The sequence below is a fragment of the Bacillus sp. hwrm1 genome (assembly GCF_040207805.1).
Classification (GTDB): Bacteria; Bacillota; Bacilli; order Bacillales; family Bacillaceae; genus Bacillus; species Bacillus velezensis.
In genome coordinates this window covers 1,390,651-1,408,838 of the sequence record NZ_CP157943.1, presented here as the reverse complement: position 1 = coordinate 1,408,838, position 18,188 = coordinate 1,390,651, and the positions used below count along the sequence as shown (strand labels likewise).

General features: G+C 46.3%; 16 protein-coding genes and 2 pseudogenes. 3 read left to right on the top strand and 15 right to left on the bottom strand.

The window, feature by feature from the left end; all coding sequences use genetic code 11:
* Positions 1–15: 15 nt before the first annotated feature.
* From prmA to gpr, 10 genes are all read right to left on the bottom strand, one after another.
* Positions 16–951 (bottom strand): 50S ribosomal protein L11 methyltransferase, encoded by a 936-nt coding sequence (gene prmA / locus ABK447_RS07290; RefSeq protein WP_015240238.1) that lies wholly within the window; start codon positions 949–951, stop codon positions 16–18.
* A gap of 23 nt (positions 952–974) precedes the next feature.
* Positions 975–2,102, bottom strand: a complete 1,128-nt coding sequence (dnaJ, locus tag ABK447_RS07285; RefSeq protein ID WP_003152895.1) for a molecular chaperone DnaJ — start codon at positions 2,100–2,102, stop codon at positions 975–977.
* Between the two features lie 185 nt (positions 2,103–2,287).
* Positions 2,288–4,126, bottom strand: a complete 1,839-nt coding sequence (gene dnaK, locus ABK447_RS07280; RefSeq protein WP_007408273.1) for a molecular chaperone DnaK — start codon at positions 4,124–4,126, stop codon at positions 2,288–2,290.
* A 24-nt stretch (positions 4,127–4,150) separates the two neighbouring features.
* Positions 4,151–4,726 carry a nucleotide exchange factor GrpE gene (gene grpE, locus ABK447_RS07275; protein ID WP_003152892.1) on the bottom strand — a complete coding sequence of 192 codons (576 nt, stop codon included), beginning with the start codon at positions 4,724–4,726 and terminating at the stop codon, positions 4,151–4,153.
* 59 nt (positions 4,727–4,785) lie between these two features.
* The gene (hrcA, locus tag ABK447_RS07270) at positions 4,786–5,817 is read right to left on the bottom strand and encodes a heat-inducible transcriptional repressor HrcA (RefSeq protein WP_003152889.1); all 1,032 of its coding nucleotides are present in this window, start codon (positions 5,815–5,817) and stop codon (positions 4,786–4,788) included.
* Positions 5,818–5,897: 80 nt separating this feature from the next.
* Positions 5,898–7,037, bottom strand: a complete 1,140-nt coding sequence (gene hemW, locus ABK447_RS07265; RefSeq protein WP_007408272.1) for a radical SAM family heme chaperone HemW — start codon at positions 7,035–7,037, stop codon at positions 5,898–5,900.
* 59 nt (positions 7,038–7,096) lie between these two features.
* A complete protein-coding gene (gene lepA, locus ABK447_RS07260) occupies positions 7,097–8,932 on the bottom strand; it encodes a translation elongation factor 4 (RefSeq protein WP_015240241.1) in 1,836 nt (611 codons plus the stop codon).
* 132 nt (positions 8,933–9,064) lie between these two features.
* A complete protein-coding gene (locus ABK447_RS07255) occupies positions 9,065–9,403 on the bottom strand; it encodes a YqxA family protein (protein ID WP_007408270.1) in 339 nt (112 codons plus the stop codon).
* A gap of 16 nt (positions 9,404–9,419) precedes the next feature.
* On the bottom strand, positions 9,420–10,613 hold the full coding sequence (gene spoIIP, locus ABK447_RS07250) for a stage II sporulation protein P (protein ID WP_007612673.1): 1,194 nt from the start codon (positions 10,611–10,613) through the stop codon (positions 9,420–9,422).
* A gap of 67 nt (positions 10,614–10,680) precedes the next feature.
* On the bottom strand, positions 10,681–11,787 hold the full coding sequence (gene gpr, locus ABK447_RS07245; protein WP_007408268.1) for a GPR endopeptidase: 1,107 nt from the start codon (positions 11,785–11,787) through the stop codon (positions 10,681–10,683).
* Positions 11,788–11,989: 202 nt separating this feature from the next.
* Here gpr and rpsT point away from each other — a divergent pair, with 202 nt between their 5' ends.
* A complete protein-coding gene (gene rpsT / locus ABK447_RS07240; protein WP_003152876.1) occupies positions 11,990–12,256 on the top strand; it encodes a 30S ribosomal protein S20 in 267 nt (88 codons plus the stop codon).
* A 16-nt stretch (positions 12,257–12,272) separates the two neighbouring features.
* Here the strand turns inward: rpsT and holA are convergent.
* Positions 12,273–13,314, bottom strand: a pseudogene (holA, locus tag ABK447_RS07235) (DNA polymerase III subunit delta).
* 39 nt (positions 13,315–13,353) lie between these two features.
* A pseudogene (locus tag ABK447_RS07230) lies at positions 13,354–13,505 on the bottom strand (hypothetical protein).
* A gap of 40 nt (positions 13,506–13,545) precedes the next feature.
* On the opposite strand from ABK447_RS07230, the gene ABK447_RS07225 reads away from it, so the two are divergent.
* On the top strand, positions 13,546–13,680 hold the full coding sequence (locus ABK447_RS07225; RefSeq protein WP_003152870.1) for a YqzM family protein: 135 nt from the start codon (positions 13,546–13,548) through the stop codon (positions 13,678–13,680).
* 18 nt (positions 13,681–13,698) lie between these two features.
* Here the strand turns inward: ABK447_RS07225 and ABK447_RS07220 are convergent, their stop codons facing one another.
* The 3 genes from ABK447_RS07220 to ABK447_RS07210 form a co-directional block, all read right to left on the bottom strand.
* The gene (locus tag ABK447_RS07220; RefSeq protein ID WP_094031847.1) at positions 13,699–16,050 is read right to left on the bottom strand and encodes a DNA internalization-related competence protein ComEC/Rec2; all 2,352 of its coding nucleotides are present in this window, start codon (positions 16,048–16,050) and stop codon (positions 13,699–13,701) included.
* Positions 16,051–16,620: a ComE operon protein 2 gene (locus ABK447_RS07215; protein WP_094031848.1), complete on the bottom strand. Its 570-nt coding sequence runs from the start codon at positions 16,618–16,620 to the stop codon at positions 16,051–16,053.
* Positions 16,621–16,686: 66 nt separating this feature from the next.
* Entirely contained in the window at positions 16,687–17,301 is a 615-nt protein-coding gene (locus tag ABK447_RS07210) for a helix-hairpin-helix domain-containing protein (protein WP_043021637.1), read from the bottom strand.
* Positions 17,302–17,359: 58 nt separating this feature from the next.
* Between ABK447_RS07210 and comER the strand changes: the two genes are divergently transcribed.
* On the top strand, positions 17,360–18,181 hold the full coding sequence (gene comER / locus ABK447_RS07205) for a late competence protein ComER (RefSeq protein ID WP_012118027.1): 822 nt from the start codon (positions 17,360–17,362) through the stop codon (positions 18,179–18,181).
* The last annotated feature ends 7 nt before the right edge of the window (positions 18,182–18,188 follow it).

Sequence of the window (18,188 nt, the reverse complement as noted above, 5' to 3'; positions counted from 1 at the left end):
GACACCTACTAACTGTTATTTTTTCGCGATGATGCTGACCCAATCTTCCATAGACAGAATTTCTATGATGGTAAAGCCGGCTTTTTCCAACGCTTCTTTTACTTCCTGTTTTTTCTGGCCGATAATGCCTGAAGTAATAAAATGGCCTCCGTCTTTGAGCAGGTCGTACGCCTGTGATGTAAAGCGGAGAATCACTTCCGCCAAAATATTTGCGACAATGACATCATGTTCGCCCGTGATGCCGTCTAACAAATTGTTCTGCTTCACTTCGGCCGTATCACTCACTTTGTTCAATTTCACATTCAGACGCGCGCTTTCAACAGCGACCGGATCAAGGTCATACGCATGAACCGATTCGGCCTCAAGCATGGCGGCCGCGATGCTTAAAATTCCTGAACCGGTGCCGACATCAATTATACGGTCGCCTTTTTGAACGATACGCTCAAGCGCCTGAATGCACAGAACCGTTGTCGGATGCGTTCCCGTACCGAATGCCATACCCGGATCCATTTCGATAATCAGTTCATCTGTATGAACAGGTGTGTACGTTTCCCAAGTGGGAACAATCGTGAACTTTTCAGAAATTTTCACAGGATGATAATACTTTTTCCAAGCTGTCGCCCATTCTTCTTCATTAACTTCAGAAATGGTGATTGTGTTTCTGCCCAAATCAATGTCGTACAAAAGCAGATTATTAATCGTCTCTTTAATGCCGTCCACCGTTTCGCCGAGGAAACTGTTGATCGGCAGATACGCTTTGACAATGACACCCTCATCGGGGTAATCATTGGGGTCGAGCTGGTAGATTTCCCCGTAAACATTCTCACGCTCTTTCATTAAATCAAGCGGATCTTCGATGACAACCCCGCTCGCACCAGCTTCATGCAAAATATTTGAGATGGGTTCAACCGCTTCATGTGTTGTGTGAATGCTGATTTCGGACCATTTCAAAACTACCAACTCCTATCCAATCATTACTCGCCTTTAAATGCGCGTTTTACTTTGTCAAAGAAACTCATTTCTTGTTCATCCGGCAGGTTTCCGCTGACTTCAGCGAACTCGCGGATGATGTCTTTTTGTTTGTCTGTCAGATTCGTCGGTGTGACGACGCGGACGACAATGTGCTGGTCGCCTTGTCCGTAGCCCCGGACGTTCTGAACGCCTTTGCCTCTTAATCTGAATTTCGTGCCTGTTTGTGTGCCGGCAGGTATTTTCAATTTCACTTTTCCGTGAAGCGTCGGCACTTCCACTTCGTCTCCGAGTGCCGCTTGGGCAAACGTTAACGGCATTTCGCAATAAATATCGTCTCCGTCGCGCTCAAAGAACTCGTGGGCGCGCACATGGAATACGACAAACAGATCTCCCGCAGGCCCTCCGTTTACGCCCGGTTCACCTTGGCCCGGAACGCGCAGCTGCTGTCCGTCATCCACACCGGCAGGAATCGTGACATTGATTTTTTTCCGTTTTTTCACTTTGCCCGTGCCGCCGCAGTCAGAACACTTGTTTTTGATGATTTTTCCTGTTCCTTCACAGTGGTGGCAGACTCTTCGGTTAACCACTTTGCCAAACGGCGTGTTCTGTTCGACGTTCAGCTGGCCAGAACCTCCGCAGTGCGAGCACGTATCCGGCTTTGTTCCCGGCTTCGCGCCAGACCCTTTACATGTTTCGCAATTCTCTTCGCGCGGAATTTCAATGATCGTTTCTTTCCCGAAAGCCGCGTCTTCAAATGACAGGGTCATTGTATACTGCAGATCCGCGCCTTGCCGCGGCGCATTCGGGTCACGGCGTCTCGTGCCGCCTCCGAAGATGCTTGAGAAGATGTCATCGAAACCGAAGCCGCCGAAGTCTCCGCCGCCTCCGAAACCGCCGCCGAATCCCTGGTTAGGGTCTGTATGGCCGAATTGGTCATATTGAGCGCGTTTTTGGTCGTCTGAGAGCGCTTCGTACGCTTCTTTTACCTCTTTGAATTTTTCATCTGCTCCGGATTCTTTATTGATATCAGGATGATATTTTTTTGAAAGCTTCCGATAGGCTTTTTTGATTTCATCCTTTGAAGCGCTCTTACTTACCCCAAGCACTTCATAGTAATCACGCTTACTCATCTCGCTTCACTCTCCCGAATTTCTCACATAAATTAGATTGTATCATTTTGAATTATGTTTTTTCAATTCCTTTTATCCCGGGCAAGAAAAAAAGTCAAAGCCAAGAGATGCCTGACTTTGACTTTCTGTCTGTTGAATCAGAATATGCTGTGTGTTCTTCCGCCTATAGCCATGCGGGACAGAACTTATTTTTTCGTTTCGTCGTCTTTTACTTCTTCGTATTCCGCATCGACAACGTTGTCATCCGCTTTTTTGCCTTCAGCGTTTGCTCCGCCTTCAGCCTGCTGCGCTTTCGCCGCTTCTTCGTAAAGCTTCATAGAAAGCTCTTGAACGATTGTTTGAAGCTCATCTTTTTTCGCTTTGATGTCTTCAATTTCGTTTTTCTCGATAGCGGCTTTCAGCGCGTCTTTCGCGTCGTTTGCTTTTTTCACTTGCTCTTCGTCCACTTTGCCTTCCAGATCTTTTAATGTTTTTTCCGTTTGGAACACAAGCTGGTCAGCTTCGTTGCGGACTTCGATTTCTTCTTTTCTCTTCGCATCAGCGTCAGCGTTTTCTTCCGCTTCTTTTACCATGCGTTCGATCTCATCATCAGAAAGACCTGAAGAAGATTTGATTGTAATGTTTTGTTCTTTTCCTGTGCCTAAGTCTTTCGCTCTTACGTTTACGATACCGTTTTTGTCAATATCGAAAGAAACTTCGATTTGCGGTACGCCGCGCGGTGCAGGCGGGATATCAGTAAGCTGGAAGCGGCCGAGCGTTTTGTTGTCGGCAGACATCGGGCGCTCACCTTGAAGCACGTGAATGTCAACAGCCGTTTGATTGTCAGCTGCAGTTGAGAATACTTGAGACTTGCTCGTCGGAATTGTCGTGTTGCGGTCGATCAGTTTCGTGAACACGCCGCCCATTGTTTCAATACCGAGAGAAAGCGGTGTAACGTCAAGAAGAACAACGTCTTTTACGTCTCCCGTGATGACGCCGCCTTGAATCGCTGCACCCAGCGCTACAACTTCATCAGGGTTTACGCCTTTATGCGCTTCTTTACCCGTTTCTTTTTTGATTGCTTCCTGTACGGCAGGAATACGTGTTGATCCGCCGACAAGGATAACTTTGTCGATTTCGCTCGCAGAAAGATCCGCATCTTGAAGAGCCTGACGGACAGGAGCCATTGTGCGCTCAACAAGGTGAGCGGAAAGCTCTTCGAACTTAGCGCGGGTCAGTGTCAGCTCAAGGTGAAGAGGACCTGCTTCTCCCGCTGTGATAAATGGTAAAGAAATTTGTGTAGATGAAACGCCGGAAAGATCTTTTTTCGCTTTCTCAGCCGCATCTTTCAAACGCTGAAGCGCCATTTTGTCTTTTGAAAGATCAATGCCGTTTTCTTTTTTGAATTCTGCTACGAGATGATCGATGATGACTTGGTCAAAGTCGTCTCCGCCAAGACGGTTGTCACCGGCAGTTGAACGGACTTCAAACACGCCGTCGCCAAGTTCAAGAACAGATACGTCAAACGTACCGCCGCCAAGGTCGTAAACAAGAATTGTTTGGTCTTCGTCCGTTTTATCAAGTCCGTATGCAAGCGCTGCTGCAGTCGGCTCGTTGATAATACGCTCTACTTCAAGACCGGCGATTTTACCGGCATCTTTTGTCGCTTGGCGCTCTGCATCGTTGAAGTATGCAGGAACCGTGATAACGGCTTTTGAAACTGTTTCGCCGAGGTAGCTTTCAGCATATGCTTTCAGATGCTGAAGGATAATAGCTGACACTTCTTGAGGCGTGTAGTCTTTTCCTTCGATTTCCACTTTATAGTCAGTACCCATATGGCGTTTGACAGACATGATTGTGTTAGGGTTTGTGATGGATTGGCGTTTCGCCACTTCCCCTACTTGGCGCTCGCCGTTTTTAAATGCAACGACTGACGGAGTCGTACGGTTTCCTTCAGCGTTGGCGATAACTGTAGGCTCTCCGCCTTCAAGCACTGCCACACATGAGTTTGTCGTACCCAAGTCAATTCCGATTACTTTACTCACTTTGAATTACCTCCTGCTATGTAGTTATTGATTCACTTTTACCATTGAAGGACGAATGACGCGATCCTTCAGTTTGTAGCCTTTTTGCAGTTCTTCGATAACAATATTGCTGCCGAAGTTTTCATCTTCCACCTGCATGACGGCTTGGTGAAGGTTCGGATCAAATTCCTGACCGACAGCTTCGATGGCTTCAACGCCTTCTTTTTCAAGTGCGTCCATCAGCTGGCGGCGGACCATTTCCATACCTTGCAGCAAGCTTTTTGTCTGCTCGCTTTCAGCTTCTACCTGTAACGCCCGTTCAAAGTTGTCGAGAGCCGGAAGGATTTCCGTTACGACGTTTTGAGAACGATATTTCTGAGCAGCTTCCATTTCAAGGCGGCTGCGTCGTTTATAGTTTTCAAAGTCTGCTTGAACACGCAAAAGCTTGTTTTCTTTTTCATCAAGCAAACCCTGCAATTCATCAATTTGGTGCTGAAGGGCTTCTTCCTGACCTGCCGTTTCTTCATGCTGCTCTTGTGAAGCGGCTTGTTCTGCCTGTTCTGTCACTTCTTCTTGTTCTGCTGCTTCAACCTGTTCTGCGGTTTGTTTTTCTTCTGACATTGTGTTCACCTCCCTCAAATGCTGTAAAAAGATGACTGAAAATGATTGCCAAAATTCCCTTATTCATCATACAAACTTGTGAATGCTTTTGACAAGTCCGAAGTCACGTGCTGCAGCAGGCTGACGACTCTTGAATAATTCATACGCGTCGGCCCGATAATGGCGATTGATCCGATCTGCTTCGTATCAACTGTATAGGTGGCCGTGATTAAGCTGCAGTTTTCCATTTCTTCGTAGTCGTTTTCTTTCCCGATTTTGATTGAAATCCCGGCTTTTGATGACTGAAACAGCTTCAGAACATCCTGCTCTTTTTCAATTAAAGATAAGAGCGAGCGGACCCTTTCAATATCATGGAACTCCGGCTGATTCAGCATGTTGATCTTTCCGCCGAAAAACAATTTCTCAACGTGGGCCGCCGGATGGAATGTGGAGCGGAGCGATTCAAGTATGCTGTCATAGTTGGCGATATGCTGCCTTAAATATGTGACAACCTCTTTGAAAATGCGCTCATTCAGTTCGTCCATCGGCACGCCCGCCAATCGATCGTTTAGTATATTGACCAGTTTTTCAATATCGGCCAAATCCACTTTAGCCGGGAAATTGATGGTGCGGTTTTCGACATGCCCCGTGTTCGTGACGAGGATGGCGACCGCCTTATCCGGCTGGATCGGTACGATTTGAATCTGTTTAAGATAGTTCTCGCTCAGCGTCGGCCCGAGGACAATCGATGTGTAGTTTGTCAGGTCGGACAGGATTTGCGCTGATTTTTGGACTGTTTTTTCCAGCTCGAAGATTTTTTCTTTAAATATCGAGTGAATTAAATCCAGATCGGTTTTTGTCAGCTTGACGGGTGACAGCAAATGATCGACATAATACCTGTACCCTTTTTCCGACGGAATCCGTCCTGAGGATGAATGGGTTTTTTCAATAAAGCCCAATTCCTCCAAGTCAGCCATCTCGTTTCTGATCGTTGCAGAGCTGAATGTAATCTCGTCTTTTTTTGAAAGAGTTCTTGATCCTACAGGCTGCGCTGATTGTATAAAATCATTAATAATCACTTGCAGGATCAACAGCTGACGATTTGTTAACATCATCATCACCCCTGTTAGCACTCAAGGTCAGCGAGTGCTAATTCTATATCAAAAGTAACAAACCAAAAGAAAAATGTCAATTATAACTCACCCAAAAAAGCGCCAAAAACCTCATTTCCTAATAATTTGCCCTCATGCGTTAATGCAACCGATTCTTCCGTGTCACAGATTAGGCCTTTTTCGGTTAAATCTTTGAGAACATCGGGAAACAGTTCGTCGACCGAGCGTCCGAATTTATCGAGAAAAGCTTGCTTTTGTACGCCGGACATTTTTCTGAGACCGAGGAACATTTCTTCTTCAATCTGCTCCTCACGTGTCACCTCGTGCGTGTCACGGTAAGGCAGCCCCTTTTCTTCGATGAGCTGCATGTAATGTTTCACAGGCCCGGCGTTGACGGTGCGCGTGCCGCTGATATATCCGTGAGCGCCTGCGCCAAAACCGAAATACTCTTCATTGCTCCAATACGTCAGATTATGCTGCGACTCGTATCCGGGCTTTGCAAAGTTACTGATCTCGTATTGACGGATGCCCGCTTCACTCATCTGCCTCATGACTGTTTCATACATCTCGGCCTCTTGTTCTTGCGCGGGGAGATGCAGGCGGCCTTTTTGCATTAAATTATAAAACACCGTTTTCGGCTCTACGATCAGCGAGTAAACGGAATAGTGCTCCGCATCAAGAGACAAAGCCGTTTTGACGGAATTGTCAAGATCGGCCAGCGTCTGACCCGGCAGGCCGAACATTAAATCGAGACTGATGTTGTCGAAGCCGAGAGCCCTCGCACGTTCAAAGGAAGTGAATACGTCCTTTTGTTTATGCACTCTTCCGATTTTTTGTAAAAGCTCATCTTCAAAGGTTTGAACACCGAAGCTCAGCCGGTTGACACCGGCATTTTTCAGGATTTTTAATTTTTCCGGAGACAAATCATCCGGATTCGCTTCCGCGGCAAATTCTATGAGTCCGTCAGAAGGCTTCAGCACGCGGTGAATGGAATCCATCAATTTTTCCAGCTGGACGGGTGAGAGCGATGTCGGCGTGCCTCCCCCGATAAAAATCGTGCGGAGATCAGGGCGTCCCGTCCGTTCTATTGTATTTATCATTTCCTTTTCGAGTGAGTTTAAGTACTCATCGACAGGCTGGCTCTGAATAAAATATTTATTGAAATCGCAATAGTGGCAGATATGCTCACAAAACGGAATATGAATATAAGCTGATTTCATTTTGAAACACCTTCTTCTTTACAGAAAGAAGCCGCAGCGCGGGACTGCGGCGGCTTCCGTTATTTTTTCGGGCTGTCATCCATTTTAAGAACGGCCATAAACGCTTCCTGCGGCACTTCTACTGAGCCGACCTGCTTCATCCGGCGTTTTCCTTCTTTTTGTTTTTCAAGAAGCTTCCGTTTCCGCGAGATGTCTCCTCCGTAACATTTTGCAAGGACGTTTTTCCGCATGGCCTTAATGGTTGAGCGGGCCACGATTTTCTGTCCGATCGCCGCTTGAATCGGTACTTCAAAGTGCTGGCGCGGAATAAGCTCTTTCAGTTTTTCCACAATTACTTTTCCGCGTTCGTACGCGTAATCGCGATGCACGATAAATGAAAGGGCGTCGATTTTTTCTCCGTTCAGCATAATGTCCATCTTGACAAGTTTAGACGGTTTGTAGCCGATCAGTTCGTAATCAAAGGACGCGTAGCCTTTTGTGCTTGATTTCAGCTGATCAAAAAACTCATAGACGATTTCCGCTAATGGCATGTCATAGACAATGCTGACACGATTTGCGTCTAAATATTGCATGTCGATAAAATTGCCGCGTTTTCCTTGGCAAAGCTCCATCACCGCACCGACATAATCGTTCGGAACCATCATTGTCGCTTTTACATACGGCTCCTCGATTCTTTCGATCTTTTGTGGGTCAGGCATGTTGGACGGGTTGTCGACAACAACCTTTTCGCCGTCTGTCATATACACATCATAGATAACACTCGGTGCCGTTGTGATCAGGTCGATTTTAAACTCACGCTCAATCCGCTCCTGAATGATTTCCATGTGAAGCATACCTAAAAATCCGCAACGGAAACCGAAGCCGAGGGCTTGTGACGTCTCCGCCTCGTATTGAAGAGATGAATCGTTCAATTCAAGTTTTTCCAGAGCCTCGCGCAAATCATTATATTTGGCTGTGTCAATCGGATAAAGTCCGCAGTATACCATCGGATTGAGTTTGCGGTAGCCCGGAAGCGCTTCTGCCGCAGGCTTAACCGCGCTCGTGATCGTATCACCGACACGGGTGTCGCCGACGTTTTTGATTGCGGCTGTCAAATAGCCTACGTCACCGACTGTCAATTCGTCAGCCGGCTGCGCTTTCGGCGTGAAGACGCCGACTTCGATGACTTCAAACTCTTTTCCGGTTGCCATCATTTTAATTTTCTGGCCCGGTTTGACCGTTCCTTCTACGACTCTGATATACGCGACGACTCCGCGGTACGCGTCATAAAGCGAGTCAAAGATGAGCGCTTTCAGCGGAGCTTCCGGGTCTCCCGCGGGGGCCGGCACTTTTTCTACGATCTGTTCTAAAATGTCTTCGATGCCGATGCCCGCTTTCGCTGAAGCGAGGACGGCGTCTGAAGCGTCAAGGCCGATAACGTCCTCAACCTCTTGACGCACACGTTCTGGCTCTGCGCTCGGGAGATCGATTTTATTAATGACAGGAAGAATCTCAAGATCATTATCAAGCGCCAGATAGACGTTCGCCAATGTCTGCGCTTCTATTCCCTGAGCCGCATCAACAACGAGAATCGCGCCTTCACAGGCAGCCAGGCTTCGCGAAACTTCATATGTAAAGTCGACGTGTCCGGGCGTGTCGATGAGATGAAATATATATTCTTCTCCGTCTTTAGCTTTGTATTTCAGCTGAACGGAATTTAATTTGATGGTAATTCCCCGTTCGCGTTCAAGGTCCATTGAATCAAGCAATTGTTCTTTCATTTCCCGCTGGGTGATCGCCGATGTTTTTTCTAAAATCCGATCCGCCAAGGTCGATTTGCCGTGGTCTATGTGGGCGATGATGGAGAAATTCCGGATTCTTGACTGCCTCTCTAAACGCTTTTCTTTATCTGTCACAATCTATCACTCCTACTATTAAACGCAAAATACACTAGCTTAGATTATATCAATAGGATTGTAAACATTCAATTAAAACAAGAAAGAGAAAAGCTTCCTTTAAGGAATCATCCGCTTTTCTCTTCATCAATGCTAACGGTTCAGTTTCGAAACCCACTCATACATCGCCTGCGCCGAGTCCGTCACGGTATTTGAAAGGGTTTCTCCGGCTTTTGAAAACAGGTTGAAGGTTTCCGCCTGTTCCAGCTGTTTTTGTTTTTCTTCCAGATCTTTCGCCGTAACGGTTTGCCCCAAAATGGAAGCTTCTTTTTCCTGTCCTTCTCCGCCGCCGAGCGTGAATGCTCCTTTTAAGGAGGGATCTTTGTATCCTTTCATATCAAGCATTCCGCTGTTTGCCTGCTGCATGCCGAACAAAACGCCGAAAAACATGACAATGGCGATCAGCAGGCATTTGCCGGTAAAACGGATCATTCGAATCACCTGATTTCTATTGTTTTTTCTTCTCTCCTGATTGCGAGCTGACCTTTTCTGCATCCCAGTACAGTTCGCTGAACACATCGGCCACGGCATCTGATGCGCGCCTCAGTTCTTCAAGATTGTTATCCACGCCCCCGAATTCCAGCAGAAGCGACCGGTCGTTTAAATCTTGGTTGTATACTCCATTATCTCCCGGAGAGCCTTTTGATAAAACACCGACGCTTAAGCCGGGGTATTTTTTCTCCATGAGCTTATGAAGTTCACTTGCGAGTTTATAGTTTTCTTCAAAATTAGCGCTTTTTTTGCCGACGACGATGGCGACTCTGGCATAGCTTTTTCCTTTGATGTCGGCTGTCGTATTTTTCTTGCGGCGGGAATCCCGGTGAATGTCTATGGTATATTGCAGGTTTTTATTTTTGGCGAGCGCGCTTTTTACGACCGGCCTTGATTCGTCGTAGCTTCGCGCATAATTTAAGCCGTCTTTGTTCAGGCGGGCCTGAATGTCGGTTTTATCTACGGTCGCTCCTACACCTTGCGCTTCAAGCGCTTTTCCGAACATATCTCCGACAAGCGTGACATTGGCCTTCGAATGGCGGGCGTTATCCGGATTTGTTTCCCCCTTTAACAGAGGAAGATAGGATTCGGTATTATGAGTGTGGTAAATAAAAACGACTTTTTTGCTGCCTGTTGAATGTTTCGGCGGCGCCGTTTCTTCTTTTTTCGTTTTGTTTTCGATTTCTGCCAGGTTCACTTCTTTTTCTTTTTCCATCACCTTTGACGGCGGCGGAGATTCAGCCGGCATATTCGTATAATCCGTCCCCTGCCCCGCCAAAAGGATCTCCGTATCGTATTGGGCAAATCCCGGCAGCTCACGTCCCAAGAAACTCCGCGGGTCTTCCATATTAATGCTTGTCGCCAGTTTTAAGGAAAGCCTGGACAGCTGAAAAGAGTCTTTTTCAGGAAGCTCTGAGGCGAAATAATGATTTTCCATGCCGAGGAGGTGTGCAAACGCGTCACCCGGAAGTTCTCCGGCAATTCCGTGAAGAGAATCCGAAGAAAGCCTCAGTTCAGGGCGAAGCGATGTGAGCACACCCGATAATACGAAAATTACGATAAGGCTTGTCATAAACAAAAACATGCCCTTGAGCGCATTTCCACCGTTTACTGCAACGACAATTTGACGGTTTCTGCGTTTTTTTCTCATGATTTGAATCCCTCCAGCGCTTGTCTAGTAATTACTCTATGAACAAGCTAGAGGAGGTAGAACCATTTTAATGATTATAAGAACCTTTGTTATCTTGTGACACTTTTTCATGAAGGGCGGTGTTTAACCCGTTTGCAAGCACGTTCGCCATATCATCAATAAAGGTGTCAATCTCCTTCGGCGTGACCATCAGATTATGGCCGAGCGGAGAAAGCACTTCGTGAATCAGCTGGCGTTTTTCGTTTTCGTCCAGCGTGCCGACAATACCGAGAAAGGATTGGCGTTCTTTTTCTCCGGGAAGGTCTTCGTCTGTCAGCACCTTCTTTTTGCCGAAGTTCATTCCGGCGGGCACCAGAGATCTTGACGGGCTGTCATCTTTCATCTCTCTTCCGAAATGTTTTAATATATAATCCACCGTATCGCTTGCGATCGTAACCGCATCAACGACAGTCGGTACCCCGATTGCGATGACGGGAATGCCGAGCGTTTCCTTGCTTAATTCTTTTCTCTTATTGCCGACGCCTGATCCCGGGTGAATGCCCGTATCAGAAAATTGGATGGTCGTGTTCACCCTTTCAACGGCTCTGGCCGCAAGAGCGTCTACCGCGATCACAAAATCCGGCTTTGATTCTTTGATCACACCTTGAATAATATCGCTCGTTTCAATTCCCGTTAATCCCATCACACCGGGAGCAAGCGCGCTGACCGGCCTGTACCCTTCCTGCACGTTTTCCGGCTGAAGCCTGAACAGATGCCTTGTCACAAGAAGGTTTTCGGTCACGAGAGGGCCGAGCGCATCCGGCGTCACATTCCAGTTGCCCAGACCGACGATCAAACAGCTTGCATCCTTTGGAATCTTTAATGCCGACAGATAGGCGGAAAATTCCTCGGCAAACACTTCCGTTACTTTTTCCTGCATGTCAGAGTCGTGTTCCCGAACCCCTTGAGCCTCGATCGTGACATAGCGTCCCTGCTTTTTCCCCGATAGCTCGGCGCCTTCTTTGGTAATATCGACGGTTCTGACTTTAATGCCGCCCTTGTCGCGTTCTTTTTCAATAAACCCGTTTATTTCTTTTTTCTGACCGGCTTGTCCGTCTTTTACCGCCTGTTTCGTTTCTACCGCTAAATCCGTCCGTATCAGAAATTGATTGACATCCAGTTCGTTGTTTTTCACAGGGAAGACCTCCTTCAATCATCGTGGTACATAGTGTGGCCATTTACAAAACGAATCATGCGAATTTACCCATCAACGAAAAATACTTTACATTTATATTGCAATCTAAAGTTCTGTTTGATAGAATACAATTTGTTCTATTGTGAAGAAGATTTAACCTTAAGACACTGTGCTACAGGTTGTATCTTAGGAGGTGAAACACATGCCAAACATTAAATCAGCGATTAAACGTACAAAAACAAACAACGAACGCCGCGCTCATAACGCGACAATCAAATCTGCTATGCGTACTGCAATCAAACAAGTTGAAGCTTCTGTTGCTAACAACGAAGCGGATAAAGCGAAAACTGCTCTTTCTGAAGCAGCGAAACGCATTGATAAAGCAGTGAAAACAGGTCTTGTACACAAAAATGCCGCAGCTCGATACAAATCTAGACTTGCGAAACAAGTGAACGGACTTTCTGCATAATACAAAAACGATCCCTTTAACGGGGATCGTTTTTTTCATTCAGTCCGGAGAAGCTCAAGGAGAAAGAGCTCCAGCAAGAGCTGCTTGTCCTTTTTCCCCGTTTTCATTTCATAATCCATCACTGCGAGTCTTTCTATAATACGCCGCAGCTCTTCTTCAGAAAAAAGCCTCGCCTGATCCATCGCCAGTTTTACCCGGAAGGGGTGCACCTTTAAGTTGGAAGCGATTTGCTTTTGGCCGTATCCTTGTCCCGCAAAATACTTTGTCTGCATAATCAGACGGAATTGGTTGGCGATCAGCGCCATAATTTTGATCGGTTCTTCGTTTTGTTTTAAAAGATCATAAAATATTTGAAGACTTTCCGTCCGTTTTCGGTTCACGATTTTGTTGATCAGCTCAAAAATATTCTGCTCCAAACTTCTTGCGACGAGCTCACGGACATCTTCAAGTGTGATCTCATGTCTGTCACCGGTGTAGGCGGAGAGTTTTTGTATTTCCTGATATATGGAAGACAGATGGCCGTTTGCAAGCAGAACCAAATGCTCGGCAGCTTCTGTATCGATCATTTTATTTTCGGATTTCGCCAGATTAATCGTAAAATCCGTCGTCTCCTTTGCATTCAGCTCCTTAGCTTCAATCATAAGGGCTTTTTGCTTCAGCGCTTTCGTCAGCTTTTTCCGTTCGTCCAGCTTCTCATACGGAGCCACAATCACAAAGACCGTATAAGGTGCAGGCTCCTTCAGATAAGTCTCCAGAGCGGCTGTATTATGCTCTATTTTTTCTTTCTTTTTTTCCCCTGTTAAAAAAGACGGATTTTTTACGATGACCAGCCGCTTCTCTCCCATAAACGGAAACGTTTCCGCATCGGTTACGGCCTGGTCAAGCGGATCCTCTTCAAGATCAAAAACAGACAGGTTAAAATCCTTTGTCTCCTCATCAACGACAGCTTGTCTGATCCGGCTGACAGTCTCTTGGAGCAGATACGTTTCTTTTCCGTATAAGCAATAAACGGAGCGGACATCCCCTTTTTTCAGGGCTTTCCAAACATCAAATACCATGATCGTATGACTTCCTCTCTTTCTTGATCCCCTTCTATCCTAAATTGAGTTCGGCAAATAGTAAAGAGGAAGCTTTAAGGACAGCTTCCTCATTTATAATAAACGCCTGATTCACAAGCTCCCGGGTCTGCTTGTAAAAAGGCGATAATCACAAGAACAGAAAACGTTACCATCACTTCTAGATTTTTCAAAACAATTCCAGTATACTTAGGGAAGTCAGGAGGGATGAAATTGAATGATTTTGAAAAAAACGTTCAAAGCAAACGAAATGATGCTGTTGACTCAGCTGTCGGTTTTGTCGTGTCCTTCGGATTTTTCGCCTTTTTGTTCGTGATGGCAACAGCCATCCATCTTATCGGCTCTTAGCCGCATTCCGGGCTGCTGTCAATCGGCAGTCTTTTTTACTTCTTGCGCCCTGGTTTCTTCTATATCATATGGAGGGAAGACGGAAAACGTTCCGGCGCCTTTTTTAAATCTGTATTGAATCGTTCCGCTGATATCGGTGCGAAGCACATTTACAGAGTACGCCTTCAAACGATCCAGCACTTCTTCATGCGGATGATGGTATCGATTCTCTTTTCCTGCTGAAATCAGCGCTGCTTCCGGCTGAAGCTGCTTCAAAAAGGCTTCACTCGTTGAGCTTTTGCTGCCGTGATGACCCGCCTTCAATATATCAGCCTTCAGATTCGGATACGTTTTCAGCACTTCCGTTTCGCCGTCCGATTCTAAATCTCCCGTCAAAAGCCAGCTCACTCCGCCTAAAACCGTCCAAAGCACCAGTGACGAATCATTTTTACTCTTTCCGTCAGACGACTCCGGAGACAGCACCTGAAACTGAAGATCACCGGCTGTAATGGTGTCGCCCCGCTTTGCTTCGGCAACGGGAATGTTGTTTTCTTTCGCCATATTTAATATGTTCTGATCTTTCGGTTCTTTTACGAATCCTACGGGGACAATTAACCGTTTGACTCTATGATTTTTGATTAACACTCCGGCTTCCCCGATGTGATCTTGATCCGCATGGGTTAAAATCAGTGCATCCAGCTTTTTCACCCCTTTTCCGTTTAAAAATGGAATCAAAACCTTCTCGCCGATAGAATACGGGTGGCGTTTTTCTTTCCATGATTCTCCGGGATAAGCAATCACTCCCCCTGTATCAACCATTACGGTCCCTTTGCGGTGCGGCGCGCTTATAAACAGTGAGTCTCCCTGCCCGATATCAAGCATATCCGCTTCTCCCCATGGACTGAAATACGGACGGCATATTAAATAAGCCAAAACCGCGCAGAAAAAAAGAGCCGATTTCCTGAGTTTTAAAAAACCTCCCTTTTCCAAAGCCGCAAAAAGCGTAAAAACGGAAACCGCAAGCAGAAGAAGGGAAAGAAAGTCAGGCTTTGACACAATCATAGTAAATAAATCAACGGATGCCGCATATGTAATGAAATCATGCACAGGCTTCATCACAAGGTCAAACATACCAAACAAACATTCTCCCATCTGCCTTGAGAGTAAAAGAAGAAGGAAACCGATGACAGAAACCGGAATGACAAATAACGTATAAAAAGGCACCATCACCATATTCATCGGAAAACTGACAAGTGAAATCTGCTGAAAATGATAGAGAAGAAACGGAAGTGAGCTGAGCTCTGCAATCAATGAAGCCATCGCAAGCCCGGCAAGTTTGCTTTCCCCTGCTTTCTTTAAAATGGAGGATGACAGAATTAAAGAGGCGCTTACCGCAAAGGAAAGCTGGAAGCCCGCCTGCCAAAGGAAGTAAGGATTAAACAGCAGGAGCAGCAGATAAGACAGGGACAATGCAGCAGAGGAATGAATGCCGCGTTTAACAAGAGTTCCGGCGATATAAAATCCCAGCATGAGGGATGCGCGCAATACGGATGGGGCGGCACCGCTCAGCAGTGTATACACCGGCAAAAACAGCAGCAGCAAAATTCCTGCTTTTTCTCTTGTCAGCCCGATTCTGATCAGAGCATAAAATAATCCCGCCGTAATAAGACCGACATGCATTCCGGAAATCGCCATTAAATGAACGACTCCCAAATTTTGATATGCACTCAGTATATCGTCCTCTATAGAAAATCTTTCACCTAAGGTCAGCGCTTCAACAATTCCGGCGGAAGATTCAGGCACGTGATTCCGAATGATCGAAATCAAATTTTTTCTGATGTTCAGCAGTTTAAACAGCGGCTGTTTGGATTTTTCACACTGCTGAATGGAAGTCACGGAAAATAACCAGTGAATCTGCTGAGAGTAAAGATATTCCTTATAATCAAAACCTCCGGGAACCGTCGCATGTGCAGGCTGTTCCAGAGAGCCTGTAAACGTGCAGCGCATCCCCGGTTCAAGCTGTTCAATGAGTCTCTTTTCCTCAAGAGACCGGATTTTGTACGAAGCCGCCCATTTTTCCTTGTCATGTGTACGGATAACGGCTGACATTTTCGCTCCGTCAACCTTCGGAATATTAGTGATGACGGCCTGTTCAGTATAACTGCCGGCCTGATACCGCGTTACATTCGCAACGTCACAAACCGTATAAAGAAAGAAATAAAGACAAAAAGAAACGAGGCAGACGATAACCGGAGCATGCTGCTTTGTTTTTACAATGATAAAGAGAAGATACAGAAGAAAAAGGAGCAGAACCAAGAAGACATGAGCGGCGGCAATTCCCGCAGTTGCAGAAACCGCCGCCAGAGGCAGAAGAAGGTATTTATATTTCATTTATACGTAACTGGTAAACAGCTCATTGGCCTGTTTATGAATTTTTTTCAGTTCATCTGCCTTAACCCCCGCATCAGATAATTGCTGAATCAGACCTGCTACAAAAGACAATTTTTCGCGGTTTTTCAGATCGATGATCATTTCATCAAGTTCGACCTGCTCCACCTTGACTCCGGCTTGGCTGAACAGCTCTTTTGCATAAGGCTGTGTTTTGTAATCTTCCGCATAATAAACCGTTTTGATGCCTGCCTGGATAATTGATTTGCAGCATTGAATACAAGGATAATGCGTCACATAAATTTCGGCGCCCTCCGTCGGAACACCGAACTTAGAACATTGCAGAATCGCATTCATCTCTGCATGTATGGTCCGCTGGCAATGATTATCTATTAAAAGGCATCCTTCATCAGCGCAATGGACGCCGCCGGCGATTGAGCCGTTGTATCCGCCGGCAATCATCCGCTTGTCTCTGACTACGGTTGCCCCGACTGACAGTCTCGGGCATGTGCTTCTCAGCGCCAGCAAATGGCTTTGCGCCATAAAATATTGATTCCATGAGATTCGTTCCACAAGTGTTCCCTCCAAAAAGTCTTGTTGCTTTTCTAAGTTTACATAGATTTAAGCAAAACCGTCAATTCACTTTACCGTAATGGAAGTTTTTATCCGCTCAAATGACTTTTCTCCAAAGCCTGATACATTCATCAAATCTTCAGCAGTCTGAAACCGTCCGTTTTCTTCTCGGTAGGCGATAATCGCTTCCGCTTTTTTCTGCCCCACCCCGGAAATCGCCTGAAGTTCGTCCAGAGATGCCGTATTGATATTGACAGCTGCATTCTCCTTTTCACCCGCTGCTGTTTTCGGGCGATTCTCCTCTTCGCCTTCACTCGGAATATAAACAATCGTCCCGTCCTGCAGCTGCTCTGCTAAATTAACATTCAATTCATCCGCCTTTTTCTTCAGGCCGCCGGCTTTTTCAATGGCTTGCGTCACCCTGTCTCCCGCTTTCATTTCATACACGCCGGGATTTCGGACCGCGCCTTTCACATCAATCATAATCTTATCGGCTGCGGTGTCTTTTTTGTCCGCGACGGATGCTGAGGCTGTTTGGCCGAGCACAGACTGCTGTTTGACCGGCTCTTCCTTTTCAGAACGAAACAGCCAAATGCAGATAAAAACCGCCCCTGCCGCAAGACAAGCGCCCAGAATTTTCAGGTTCCGCCGCAGCCGCTCCGTCATCATCGCTTTCGTCATATTGCATTGCCTCCCCGCATAAGGTTTAGAGGATTAAGGGAAAAAGGAGGGGAATTCATTGAAAATAGGCTTTATCGGCACCGGAAACATGGGAACGATCCTGATTGAATCGTTTATCGAATCAAACGCTGCCGATCCCTCACATATCACCATCACAAACAGAACAATCGAAAAAGCATTAAAACTAAAAGAACGTTTCAGCGGCATCCATGTCACCGAGGATCAGGAAAAGCTCGTACAGGAAAATGAAATAATATTCATTTGTGTAAAACCGCTGGATATATATCCTTTGCTGAAAAAACTCACACCGCATTTACGGAAAGATCACATTTTAATCTCCATTACCAGCCCCGTTCAGACGGATCAGATTGAACATACGGTTCCGTGTCAGACGGCCCGCGTCATTCCGAGCATTACGAACCGCGCCTTGGCCGGCGTCTCGCTTGTTACGTTCGGCAAAAGCTGCAGCGAGTCTGCAAAAGCGGATATTCAAACGCTGTTCACTCATATTTCAAAACCTGTGGAAATCAGCAGTGGCATTACAAGAGCGGCGTCAGACATTGTCAGCTGCGGGCCCGCTTTTATGAGTTATCTCGTTCAGCGCTTTATTGACGCGGCAGTGGAAGAAACGGACATCACCAAAGAAGAAGCCGTGATTATGTCGACGGAAATGCTTGTAGGTCTCGGCAAGCTTCTGGAAACAGGGCATTACACACTTCCCGCCTTGCAGGAAAAAGTATGCGTAAAAGGCGGCGTAACCGGAGAAGGACTGAAGGCTCTCGAAAGCGGTGTTCAGGATATGTTCAACCGTGTCTTTCAGCGTACACATGACAAATACGATGAAGATATATCGTTAGTGAAGAAGCAATTTCACGTGTAACTGAGTA